At 43.1% G+C, this 12980-nt stretch carries 10 protein-coding genes; 2 read left to right on the top strand and 8 right to left on the bottom strand.

Going from position 1 to position 12980, the window contains the following annotated elements:
• The first annotated feature begins 230 nt into the window (after positions 1-230).
• Together T433_RS0107710 and T433_RS0107705 are read left to right on the top strand one after the other, a co-directional pair.
• Entirely contained in the window at positions 231-815 is a 585-nt protein-coding gene (locus T433_RS0107710) for an OmpH/Skp family outer membrane protein (protein WP_027450345.1), read from the top strand.
• A gap of 34 nt (positions 816-849) precedes the next feature.
• The gene (locus T433_RS0107705) at positions 850-2223 is read left to right on the top strand and encodes an SLC13 family permease (RefSeq protein WP_027455396.1); all 1374 of its coding nucleotides are present in this window, start codon (positions 850-852) and stop codon (positions 2221-2223) included.
• A gap of 303 nt (positions 2224-2526) precedes the next feature.
• On the opposite strand, the gene rbr is transcribed toward T433_RS0107705, so the two are convergent.
• From rbr to secA, 8 genes are all read right to left on the bottom strand, one after another.
• Complete coding sequence (gene rbr, locus T433_RS0107700; RefSeq protein WP_027455395.1) at positions 2527-3069, bottom strand: rubrerythrin; 543 nt, start codon at positions 3067-3069, stop codon at positions 2527-2529.
• Between the two features lie 29 nt (positions 3070-3098).
• Positions 3099-4124 carry an asparaginase gene (locus T433_RS0107695; protein ID WP_027455394.1) on the bottom strand — a complete coding sequence of 342 codons (1026 nt, stop codon included), beginning with the start codon at positions 4122-4124 and terminating at the stop codon, positions 3099-3101.
• A 39-nt stretch (positions 4125-4163) separates the two neighbouring features.
• Positions 4164-5216, bottom strand: a complete 1053-nt coding sequence (locus tag T433_RS0107690; protein ID WP_027455393.1) for a porin — start codon at positions 5214-5216, stop codon at positions 4164-4166.
• On the bottom strand, positions 5216-6649 hold the full coding sequence (gene rlmD / locus T433_RS0107685; RefSeq protein ID WP_027455392.1) for a 23S rRNA (uracil(1939)-C(5))-methyltransferase RlmD: 1434 nt from the start codon (positions 6647-6649) through the stop codon (positions 5216-5218). The genes T433_RS0107690 and rlmD overlap by 1 nt, the downstream gene beginning before the upstream one ends.
• Positions 6650-6654: 5 nt before the next feature.
• Positions 6655-8232 (bottom strand): Rne/Rng family ribonuclease, encoded by a 1578-nt coding sequence (locus T433_RS0107680; protein WP_027450339.1) that lies wholly within the window; start codon positions 8230-8232, stop codon positions 6655-6657.
• Between the two features lie 253 nt (positions 8233-8485).
• Positions 8486-8764, bottom strand: a complete 279-nt coding sequence (locus T433_RS0107670; RefSeq protein ID WP_027450338.1) for an HU family DNA-binding protein — start codon at positions 8762-8764, stop codon at positions 8486-8488.
• Positions 8765-8882: 118 nt separating this feature from the next.
• A complete protein-coding gene (locus tag T433_RS0107665; protein ID WP_027450337.1) occupies positions 8883-9587 on the bottom strand; it encodes an ABC transporter ATP-binding protein in 705 nt (234 codons plus the stop codon).
• On the bottom strand, positions 9584-12958 hold the full coding sequence (gene secA / locus T433_RS0107660) for a preprotein translocase subunit SecA (protein WP_027455391.1): 3375 nt from the start codon (positions 12956-12958) through the stop codon (positions 9584-9586). Before secA ends, T433_RS0107665 begins: the two co-directional genes overlap by 4 nt.
• Positions 12959-12980: the final 22 nt, after the last annotated feature.

Here is a 12980-nt window from a genome sequence, read left to right as displayed (position 1 = left end):
AAATGGTTGAGATTTTAGTCATTAGCACGTTAATAATTGCTATAGCTATGGCATTTTTGTGCATTAAATTGCTTTTTAAGCAAAATGGACGCTTCGCATCGCAGCATATTCATGATTCAAAAGCTATGCGCGAACGAGGTATTCACTGTGTGATGGATCAGGATCGTGAAGCACGACGCGAAAGACGCTTTGCGGTAAGTGAAAGAAATAATTAACTAAAAACATATAAAATGAAAAAGATCATTAAAAGTGTTATGTCGGTGACAGCCTTGGCTGCACTGTTGGTTTCTTGCAACAATCAGAGTCCTAAAATGGATGAGCCCGCTGAGGTAGGTAGTAACAGCGCCTCTGGTATCAGCGTTGGTTATATCGAGTTGGATACTCTGTTGGCTCATTATGAGTTTACCAAGAGCACGACAGCTGAATTGGAGAAGAAAAGCAACAACGCTCGTAATACAATGACTTCGAAGTCAAAGCAGTTGGAGACCAACGTAGCAAATTTCCAGAGTAAATTACAGAACAACGGATTCACATCGCGTGAGCAGGCCGAGAATGCACAGGCAGCTCTTCAGCGCGAGCAGAATAACTTGGTAGCTCTTCAGCAGCGTCTGGAGAATGAACTGGCATCAGAGCAGGCAAAGCTGCTGCAGGCTTTCCAGGATAGCCTGGATAATTTCCTCGCTGACTATAACAAGGATAAGAAATACGACATTATACTGAATAAGGCTGCAGTGCTTTATGCCGGAAAGAAACACGACATCACTCAGGATGTTATCAATGGCATGAACAAGCGCTATAAGAAGGCTGCTAAATAAAGAAGAATAGTTTTTACCTAATAGTTTCGGAAAGATGACGCTCATTATTGTTATCATGTTGCTGTTCAGCTTCTTGCTGATAGCTACGGGACATTTGACAGGTGTGAACAAGGCTGCAATAGCCATGTTCCTGGGTACCATTGGCTGGGTGGTCTACATCTGTTGGGGCAGTGATTTCGTGATGAGTCAGCATCCTGTTCTGTTTGCTCAGTATCTTACTGATCATGCAAACAATGAGCAGGCTATCAAGAACTTTATCTATAGCAACATTTTTCTGAACTACGTAGGTAAAGCAGCTTCTGTTGTGATGTATCTTCTGGCCACAATGTCTATCATTGAGATACTGAACAACAATGGTTGCTTTGACTTTATCAGTGAGTGGATCCGCACACGTAACTCGAAACGTCTTCTGTGGACCATCACGCTTGCCGCTTTTGTTCTCTCTGCCAACCTTGACACGCTGACCACCACTATTGTGATGCTTGTCATCATGCACAGCATCATTAAGAGTCGTCGTCAGCGTATGCTTGTTGGTTCGGCTGTTGTTCTTGCAGCTACTTGCGGAGGCAGTTTTACGGTTATTGGCGACCCCACAGGCCTCATCTTGTGGAATAACGGAGCTATCACAGCAACCGACTTTTCATCATTTATGGTTGCACCGGCCATCATTGCTTGGGTGGTGCCAACCTTGCTCATAGCTCGTCAGTTGCCCTCACGTCTTGATATAGAGTGGGTAGTAGCTCCTTATCGTGGTGATGATACACGACTGAACCGCTGGCAACGTATGCTAATGCTGTTGGTCGGCATTGGAGGATTATGGTTCGTACCTACCTTTTTGAGTATCACACGTCTTCCAGCATTTCTCGGTGCTCTTTGCATCCTGTCAGTGCTTTGGGTGGTCAACGAAGCCTTCAATCGTAAGTTAAACGAGTCTGATCAGATGTCACGTCGTCGTCTGCCTCGTTCCATACAGTACCAATCTATCCAGCAGGTTCTGTTTGTTATGGGAACCATGTTGGGTATGGGTGTTGTTTTCGAGACGGGAGTTCTGACAGAGGTGGCTGACTGGATTGATAAGACTATTAATAATTTATGGGTAGTCGGCATTATTTCTGGTTTCCTCAGCAGTTTGGTAGATTCACTGGTTATCGCCGTAAGTGATATCTCACTCTACGATGTATGGAATGCAGGTGACTATGCACAGGATGGTGCCTATTGGAAGGTTGTGGCTTATAGTACAGCAATCGGTGGCTGCTTGCTTTCCGTTGGCAGTACTAGTGGCATGGCTCTTATGTCAATGGAGCATATACGAGTAGGATGGTACTTGAAGAACCTTACTCTTAAGGTCCTCTTTGGTTTTCTCCTAGGCTTTGCCGTTCTTTGGCTCGAGATTTATTTCTTTGGATAGGCAATAACTTTCCTGTTATTTCCAATAGAAACAAGTTGTTTTAACCCCTTAAAGTGGCACTATTGCATCGTCAAAGTGCCACTTTAGTTACGTTAAAACTCTACTTTGGTTACGCTAAAGTCCCCCTTTGGTTACACTAAAGTCCCCCTTTGGTTACACTAAAGTCCCTCTTTGGTTACGCTAAAATCTTGCTTTAGTCCTTTTTAAAGGAGAACATTGTTTTTGAAGTATAGTTACGTTGGATATAGAGAATAAAAAAGAGTGAGCTATCGCTAGCTCACTCTTCTGTGTTGTGCTTTGGATTTAATAGTTCTCGGCCTTAACCTGGAAGTATGCCTGTGGGTGATCACATACAGGACAAATCTCGGGAGCTTTCTTTCCAATAACAATATGTCCGCAGTTAGAACACTGCCAGATAACATCGTTATCCTTTGAGAATACACGCTCTTTCTTGACGTTGTCTAACAGTTTACGATAGCGTGCCTCGTGTTCTTTCTCAATCTTACCTACAGCCTCAAACTTAGCGGCTATTTCATCAAATCCTTCCTCACGTGCCTCTTGTGCCATACGTGCATACATATCGGTCCACTCGAAGTTCTCACCATTTGCAGCGGCTTCAAGGTTCTCTGCAGTTGACTTAATAGCTCCGCCTTCGAGTAGTTTGAACCACATCTTGGCATGCTCTTTCTCATTAGCAGCAGTTTCTTCAAAGATTGCTGCAATCTGCACAAAACCATCTTTCTTGGCTTTCGAAGCCCAATAAGTGTATTTATTACGAGCCTGTGACTCACCTGCAAATGCCTCTTGCAGATTCTTCTCTGTTTTTGTTCCTTTTAAATCTTTCATTTTTGTTTGGTGTTTGTTTAGTTATAAAATTATATAGAAATCTCGCCACAGATACTTTGTCGCATGAATTTGCGGACCTGCTCGGGATCTTCATATTTTCCTTGTAGATACATGAGTTTTGTTACTGCTGATTCAACAGTACCGTCATATCCACTGATTACGCCTGCTTCTTGAAGTTGATAACCTGTGTCATAACGCCCCATTTGTACACAGCCTTGCAGACATTGGCTGATGTTGATAATGATTTTACCGTTGCGTGTACCTTCGCGCAGGGCATTGATGAGCCACGGGTTTTGTGGTGCGTTACCTGAACCATAGGTTCTCATGACGATAGCACGCAGGTTGGGGGTGGCTATGATGTGACGGATGAGGTCTTCACGAATGCCTGGAAACAATGAAAAGATAATGACGTTGTTGTCTAGTTTAAACTGTGGTGTAAAGCTTGTTTTCACAGGACGATGTATAAACTCATCATGATAGGTTATCTCTACACCGGCATCGGCCAGATGTGGGTAATTGAATGACTCGAAGGCATTAAATTCATCAGCACTCTGTTTTGTAGTGCGGTTTCCGCGCATTAGGTGCCCATTGAAGTAGATACCTACTTCTGGTACTTTTGCTGTCCCATCTTGGTTTCGTGCAGCTGCTATCTCAATACTGGTGATAAGGTTCTCCTTGCCGTCTGTACGCAACTGTCCTATTGGCAATTGCGATCCTGTTAGAATAACGGGTTTAGCAATGTTCTCGAGCATGAATGATAGGGCGGAGGCAGTATATGCCATTGTGTCAGTTCCATGCAGGATAACAAAACCGTCAAATTCGTCATAGTGATCAGCAATGATGTGTGCCAACTCTGTCCAAAGCCTGGGTGACATATCACTAGAATCAATGGGCGGATTGAATTGGTAAGTGGCTATTTCTGTTTGGAATTGTGCCAGCTCAGGTACCCGACTGAGCAGGTGCTCGAAGTCAAAAGGCTCCAGAGCACCTGTCTGTGGGTTTTGATTCATGCCGATGGTACCACCGGTATATATTAATAATACTTTTGACGTCATACGCTAGCTTGAATTGGGACGACTAGCTTGAACTAACTCTTAGAAGCGGAAGTCAAGCTCAACATCAACCATGTTGTAGTTGTGCTTGTCGGCGTTTTTATTTGTGCGGTCGTTTACACGAGCATACTCTACATTGAGCTGCAGATTCTTGGTGAACATATAGTCGGCACCAATCTCGTACTGGGTCTTCGACTGTCCCCATTCCTTTGCCTCGCGATAAAGGTCATAGCGGCCCTTAATGTGCAACTTATTCTTCTTTATTGGGGCAATGAAAAGTGCGTAGTAACCATCGGCCTTGTCGCTGGTGTGAGCAAGATTCCATCCCTGACTGTGAATATATTCAGAGCGGATAGTCCAGTCGTCCTGCGCATATTCGCCAGACAGAGCATAGCGATTCTTTTGCATTCTCACATTTACTTCTTCCTTGTTGGTGACATTCTGACTTCCTGTCCATCCAAAGGCGCCAATGCGTAAGCCCTTAACTGGCATAACCCATACGCCACCGATGATGTCTTTTCTGTTGTCCTTGTCTTTCTGATTGATACCCTCACCATTGAAAGCACCAATCTGGTAGTGCAACAGAGGACGCTCATTGAGCCACATCATGTCACCTTGAATCTGTACACCAAGATCTCGACCGTTTGAAGCGTTACCACCACAGCGATCAGAGAAACCTGCCAGTTTTAAAACGTTCTGAGAATAGCTCATGAATCCTTGTGTGATAGGATGCATGGGGTTTTCAAATGTGAAAGGACGCTTGAACTGACCAGCCTTCACTTTGAAGAACTCGTACTTTTGCCATTCGCCAAAGAGATCCACCAGGCGGATGTCGGTAGATGATTTGTCTGGATCATATGTGTTACCGTTAATCTGCATCTGAACTTTCCAATAGAAGTCCTGATGTGCACGTCCTTCTAGTGCCATACGAACCAAACGCAGATTGAAGCCGTTGTTTTCGGAGCCTTCTTTGTCGCTGGCTTGATACTGAACCATGCCGTATCCGCTGAACTTTACGTTCTTGAACCATTCATTCTGAGCTTGTGTACTCAGTGTTGCGCCCATCATCAGGGCAGCAAGAAATACTTTCCTCATTATCTTTTCTTTAATAATACAACATTCTCTACGTGAGGTGTGTGGGGGAACATGTCCACAGGTTGAACCTCAACCACTTTGTATTGTTCATCAAGGCTCTGCAAATCGCGCGCCTGAGTGGCAGGATTGCAGGAAACATATACGATGCGATCGGGGGCAGCATGTAGAATAGTATTGATGACATCCGGATGCATGCCAGCACGAGGTGGGTCGGTAATGATGACATCAGGACGTCCGTGTTCTGCAATAAAATCGTCCGTCAGGATATCTTTCATGTCGCCGGCATAAAACAAGGTGTTTGTTATACCGTTGATCTCGGAATTAATCTTAGCATCCTCAATTGCTTCTGGCACATACTCAATACCAATAACGTGTTTGGCTTTCTTTGCTACGAAGTTGGCAATTGTACCCGTTCCAGTATAAAGGTCGTAAACCATCTCATCACCGGTTAGGCCTGCAAACTCACGAGCAACACTATACAAGTGGTAGGCTTGCTCAGTGTTTGTTTGATAGAATGATTTTGGACCAACCTTGAACTTCAGGTCTTCCATCAATTCAAAGATATGATCTGTCCCTTTAAATACTATGATGTTTTGATCACCAATGGTGTCATTACACTTTTGGTTGTCCAAATAGAGTAGGGACGTAATCTGTGGGAATGTGTCTGCAACATGTTGAAGCAAATCGTGCGCTTCTTGTTCACCTCCTGTTTCGTCATAGTGGAATTGGATGATGACCATAAGTTCACCACTGGCACTATTGCGGATGATAATATCACGCAGTAATCCCACTTGTGCGCGCAAATCGAAGAATGAAATGTTATGGCTTACTGCATAATCACGAATATCGTTACGAATTTGATTGTGCAAATCGTCCATCAGCCAGCATTTTTCTATTGGAAGAATCTTATCGAATGCTCCTGTGATATGAAAACCAATAGCAGGAACGTCTTTCAAACTCTGGCTTTCCTCCTTAGGCAGTGAGGAGATCTCTTCTTTTGTAAGATAACGCTTGTTTGCGCATCCGTAGTCCAATTTGTTGCGATATTCCTGTATCTTGACACTTCCAAGAATAGGACGGAATTCAGGGAGTTCAACTTTGCCGATGCGATGAAGTTGGTCGAAGACTTGTTGCTGCTTGAACTTCAGTTGTTCTTCGTAAGGCAGGTTCTGCCACTTGCAGCCACCGCAAACGCCAAAGTGCTGACAAAATGGTACCGCACGAACTTTACTCTTTTCAACAAATCGCACCACCTCGCCTTCAGCAAATGAATGTTTCTTCCTTCTAATTTGTATGTCGCAAACATCACCTGGTACGCAGAAAGGTACGAAAACTACCAGGTCGTTCCAGTGGAAAAGGCATTTACCTTCAGCTGCAACGGCCTCGATAGTAATGTTCTCAAGTAGGGGTAATGGTTTCTTGTTTCTAGCCATAATTGTTACTTGGTGACTTCATTTTCTTCTTGCATATCTATGAACTGCTTATTGGCATCGTAGAATTCGTATTGCAAGAATGACATTTTCTGATTGGGAATAATACGCACTCCCAAGCCGTATTTCATCTGCCAGCGGCGTTTCAGTGAGATAACACCTTGATTGATAAATGCAGCTACATAGGGATGCACATGAAGTGTGAATTTCTTTATACCTACTTTGTTGACTAGGCAATCAATCTTACTTTCTAGTTGATCTGTGAACAAAATGCTTGCTTTAATCTTACCTGTACCATGACATGTGGGACAGCTTTCTTCTACTGCGACATCCATTGCAGGACGCACACGCTGGCGCGTGATTTGCATCAAACCAAACTTGCTGAGTGGAAGAATGTTGTGACGTGCACGGTCTTTCTTCATGTTTTCGCACATACGCTCATAGAGCAATTGGCGATCTTCAGCCAGGTTCATGTCGATAAAATCTACAACGATGATTCCTCCCATGTCTCTAAGACGAAGCTGGCGTGCTAGTTCATCTGCTGCACCTAGGTTGGTCTCTAAGGCATTGGCTTCCTGACCGTTTTCTTTCTTAATACGTGTGCCGCTGTTGACATCTACAACATGCATTGCCTCAGTGTGCTCAATAATCAGGTAAGCACCACGCTTGTAGTTAACTGTGCGACCAAATCCTGACTTAATCTGTTTGGTGACATTGTAGTTGTCGAAAATGGGTACATTACCCTCGTAAAGCTTAACGATACTTGTTTTTTCTGGGGCAATGAGTGACACATAATCGTGAATCTGCTGTTTAATTTCAGCATTATTCACATAGATACCATCATAAGTTGGGTTGAAAAGGTCGCGTAGCAAAGCCACAGCGCGTGTTTGTTCTTCGAACACCATCAATGGGCGCTCGGTTGTTTTCTGTACTTTAGTGATTGTATCGTCCCATCGCTTGAGCAGTACTTTTAATTCCTGATCAAGTTCTGCTGCTTTTTTACCCTCAGCAACCGTACGTACAATAACACCAAAGTTCTTAGGTACCATGCTCTGAACAAGTTGTTTTAAACGTGTACGCTCTTCGCCACGTTTAATCTTGCTAGAAACTGAAACCTTGTCGCCAAAAGGTATTAAAACCATATAACGTCCAGCAAAACTTAATTCACATGTCAAACGCGGCCCCTTAGTGTTGATGGGCTCTTTGACAATCTGAACAAGTATTTCCTGTCCAACCTTCAGGCTGTTCTGAATGCTTCCATCCTTTGGAAGGTCGGGTAGGTGAGTGGCCTTCTGGATGGGGAATAGTTTTTTGCGATCACTAGATACCTGTTTAAGGTATTTTTCGTAAGAACTGAATTGTAGGCCTAAGTCAAGGTAATGAAGAAAAGCATCCTTCTCAGATCCTACATCTACGAAACATGCATTAAGGCCAGGCATCAATTTACGAACCTTTCCTATGTAGATGTTGCCAACTGCAAACGAGACTTCTCTAGGCTCGTTCTGGTATTCCACCAATTGCTTATCTTCTAGTAAAGCAATGGAAATTTCTTTTGGTTGGACATCGATAATTACTTCACTTGTCATGTCTTTGACTTATCTTTCTATAATAATTAGTTGTCTTAAAACAGAAAGGGTGCACCCTGCACGTGTTTATGCCATGGGTACACTCCTCTCATTTCCTTCATGACGTAAAAGCTCTCTTTTACTTGCTCTTATGTCTGTTCTTGCGCAGTCTCTTCTTACGCTTGTGGGTAGCCATCTTGTGACCCTTCTTTTTCTTTCCGTTAGGCATAACTAAATAAAATTAATGTTTATTATTTTGTTTTGAAATTCCTTATTATTTTGTCATCTTCTCAATGAAGCTCTTAGCTGGCTTGAATGCGGGCAAATCGTGAGCCTCAATAACCAATGTGGTGTTCTTTGAAATGTTACGGGCAGTCTTCTGAGCGCGATGCTTTACGATAAAACTTCCAAAACCACGGAGGTATACATTTTCTTTCTGTTTTGCAAGGCTATTGCGGATTTCTTCCATAAAAGCCTCTATTGTAATCGCAACTTCTTTCTTGCCGATTCCTGTTTGTTGGGCAATATTGTTGACCATTTCTGCCTTAGTCATATTACTCTTAATTTACGTATTTATATTGTTATTTCTAATTTCGGAGTGCAAAGATACTGTTTTTCAGTTACATATAGAAATTTTTTAGGTATTTTTTCAAAAAAAACTTCCTTTGCGCTTACATTTGTTGTTCAAAATAGGTGATAAGTTCCTGTTTTGCCTCTTCATTGTCATTGTTAAGGTCGCGAATAATGCAGCCTTTCTCCATCAATGCAATACGCGTTGAAATGTCTGTGGTGTGTTGTAGATTATGGCTACTTATTAATATCGTAGCATTATACTTTTTATGGTATTCAGTTAGAAGGTGCTTCAGTGAACTTTGTGAGGTTGGATCTAGAAAGTTGAATGGCTCATCGAGAATAACTAGGCTTGGATTTCTCATTAAGGCTGCAATGATGCCAACCTTTTGCTTGTTGCCAGCAGATAGATTGCGAATCAGTTTGTTTTGCCCGAAGATTTCTTCATTGGCAAACGTTTCAAATTGCTGGAGTCGTGTCGAAAGTTCTTCGCTAGTGATATTACAAATTTTCCCCAAGAATGCAAAGTACTCGTCTGGAGTAAGGTAGTCAATTAGAAAACTATCATCTATATATGCGCCTGTTCTAGTCTTCCATTCTTCAGAGATAGAGGGATTGATGTCGTCTATCGTGATAGTACCTTCATCAGGTCTTAGAAGGTCTAGCATCATGCGGAAAAGAGTGGTTTTTCCGGCACCGTTATTTCCTACTAAACCAAGGATATCTCCGTCGTTCACAAAGAACGACGGGATATCGCTGGCTATTGTTTTTCCAAACTGTTTCTTAATGTTTGAAATGTTTATCATACGAGACCCTTTCCGTGGCAGTTTTTAAACTTTTTGCCGCTTCCACAGGGACAGAGGTCATTTCTACCAGGCAATTTGTCCTTTACAATTGGATTGTTGGGATGTTGAGCGCGTGTGTCAGACTGAGCCGCACGAGTCTGACTAGCATCGGTCATTTGCTCTTCTGGCAGGCTTTGCTTATTCTCTGTATACTGCTGACGGTTGGTGTGCTCTTCAGGAGCAGCCTCCTTTACCTCGCTTTGCTGCATTTCTGGAATGGCTGCACGAGTGAGGATTGAAACTGTCCGGTTATTCATATTGTTAACCATTGCGTCGAACAGTTTTACACTCTCCAATTTAAAGATAAGTAAAGGATCTTTCTGCTCGTAGCTGGCATTCTGTACAGAATGACGGAGCTCGTCAAGTTCGCGCAGATTTTCTTTCCATGCATCATCAATAATATGCAATAGCATCTGCTTCTCAAACTCCTTTACAATAGATTTACATTCTGTCTCATAAGCCTCTTTCAAGTTGCAGGCAATGTTGTACATTCTTCGGCCATCAGTAATGGGCACCATGATGCGCTCATACATATGTCCTTGATTCTCATATACCTGCTTGATGATAGGTGTTGCAACCTCAATAATTCTTTCGGTTTTACGATTGAAATTTGCAAGAGCGGCTTGGAATGATTCTTCTGCAAGATCATCCAGTTTTCTATCATTGAACTGCTGCTCTGAGAAAGGAACTTCCATCGCAAAAAGATGCAGGAATTCTTCTTTGCAACCTTCGTAATCATTATTCTCAAGGATGTACACAACACGATCCCAAATGGTATTGGAAATGTCCATACCAATTCGCTCACCCATCAATGCGTGACGACGCTTTTCATATACAACTGTTCGCTGCTTATTCATTACATCGTCATATTCCAACAAGCGCTTACGAATGCCGAAGTTATTTTCTTCCACTTTCTTTTGAGCACGCTCAATACTCTTGGATATCATGGGGCTTTCAATCATTTCTCCTTCTTTGAATCCCAGACGGTCCATGACCGCGGCAATACGTTCACTAGCGAACAAACGCATCAGTTTGTCTTCCAAAGAAACATAGAATACTGAAGAGCCTGGGTCTCCCTGTCGACCAGCACGGCCTCGCAACTGACGGTCTACACGACGACTCTCGTGGCGTTCTGTACCGATGATTGCCAAGCCGCCTGCAGCTTTTACTTCGGGTGAAAGCTTGATATCGGTACCACGACCCGCCATGTTGGTTGCGATAGTTACGGCGCCTTGTCCGTTGCTATCTTGCTGACCAGCCAATGCTACGATGTCTGCTTCTTTTTGATGAAGTTTAGCATTCAATACCTGATGGGGGATTCCTTCGCGTTTTCCAGTTTCTGGATCAGTGTACATATCCAACATGCGTGAAAGCAGCTCAGATATTTCCACAGAGGTGGTACCAATCAATGTTGGACGCCCTGCCTTACGCATTTTGACTACCTCCTCAATAACGGCACGGTATTTTTCTCTTGCAGTCTTGTACACACGATCGTCCATGTCGTTTCTTGCGACGGGTTTGTTGGTCGGAATCTCTACAACATCAAGTTTGTAAATGTCCCAGAATTCACCTGCTTCAGTTGATGCAGTACCTGTCATACCAGCAAGTTTGTGGTACATGCGGAAATAATTCTGAAGGGTGATAGTAGCAAATGTTTGTGTAGCTGCTTCTACTTTTACGTGTTCTTTAGCTTCTACAGCCTGGTGAAGACCGTCACTCCAACGACGACCTTCCATAATACGTCCAGTCTGCTCATCAACGATCTTTACCTCACCATCGATTACCACATATTCGTCATCCTTGTTGAACATGGTATATGCCTTCAAAAGCTGTTGTAGTGTGTGTACACGTTCGCTTTGAACTGCATAATGGTTTAGAAGCTCGTCTTTCTTGTTTAAGCGTTCCTCGTCTGTTAGTCCTTTTTCTGATTCTAACTCAGAGAGTTGTGATGCGATGTCAGGGAGTACAAACAGGTCCTTATCGTTAACTTGCGCAGCTAGCCATGCAGTACCTTTATCGGTGAGGTCACACGAATTCAGTTTCTCATCAACCACAAAGTATAGCGGTTCTACAGCTTCTGGCATCTTGCGGTTGTTGTTCTCCATGTATATTTCTTCCGTCTTGAGCATACCAGCTTTGATACCTTCTTCTGAGAGGTACTTAATAAGTGGCTTGTTCTTTGGAAGTGATTTGTGTGAACGGTATAGAGACAGGAATCCCTCGTCGGTCAACTCTTTATTGTTAGTCCTTTGTCCCTCTGAAATCTTTTGTTTTGCGTCTGCAAGATACTGTGTGGCCAATTGACGCTGAACTCCAACCAGCTTTTCAACCAGTGGCTGGTATTCTTCAAACATCTGTACGTCGCCTTTGGGTACAGGGCCACTAATGATAAGAGGTGTTCGTGCATCGTCAATCAATACAGAGTCAACCTCGTCGACAATGGCATAGTTATGGGCTCTCTGAACAAGGTCAGCAGGAGAAATGGCCATGTTATCACGCAAATAGTCGAAGCCAAACTCGTTGTTTGTACCAAACGTGATGTCAGCTTGGTAGGCTTTACGACGTTCGGGTGAGTTAGGTTGGTGCTTGTCAATACAATCTACACTTAGTCCGTGGAACATATATAGAGGTCCCATCCATTCAGAGTCACGTTTAGCAAGATAGTCGTTGACCGTTACTACATGAACACCATTTCCTGTCAATGCGTTTAGGAATACAGGGAGGGTCGCAACCAATGTTTTACCTTCACCTGTGGCCATCTCTGCAATCTTACCCTGATGAAGGACAACACCACCAAACAACTGTACGTTGTAGTGTACCATTTCCCATTTAAGGTCATTGCCTCCTGCAGTCCAGTGGTTGTGGTAAATAGCTTTATCGCCGTCGATTGTAATGAAGTCCTTGCGAGGATCTCCTGCTAGTTCGCGGTCAAAATCATTGGCAGTTACAATTGTATCTTCGTTTTGTGCAAATCTACGTGCTGTCTCCTTGACAATAGCGTAAACTTCAGGCATTACTTCGTTGAGTGCCTTTTCGTATTCCTCAAGTGCTTCTTTTTCAAGTTTGTCAATGTGAGCAAAAATGTCGGCACGCTCATCAATAGGCGTTCCTTCAATTGTGCCCTTTAGTTGTTCAATTTCCTCTTTTTGCTTTGTAGCGGCAGCTTGAACATATTTTCTGATTTCTTGCGTTCTTGCACGCAAGGCATCGTTATCTAATGTTTCTACTTGGGGTGATACAGCCAATACCTTTTCTACGAATGGCTGGATGAGTTTCATGTCTCGTGAAGACTTGTCACCAAACAAAGCCCTCAAAATTTTATTAAAATTCATCGTTTATGATATATTATTTTAT

It is taken from the genome of Xylanibacter brevis ATCC 19188 (assembly GCF_000621725.1).
GTDB lineage: Bacteria > Bacteroidota > Bacteroidia > Bacteroidales > Bacteroidaceae > Prevotella > Prevotella brevis.
The sequence above is the reverse complement of the archived record's forward strand: the minus strand, read 5'-3'. Positions and strand labels throughout refer to the sequence as shown.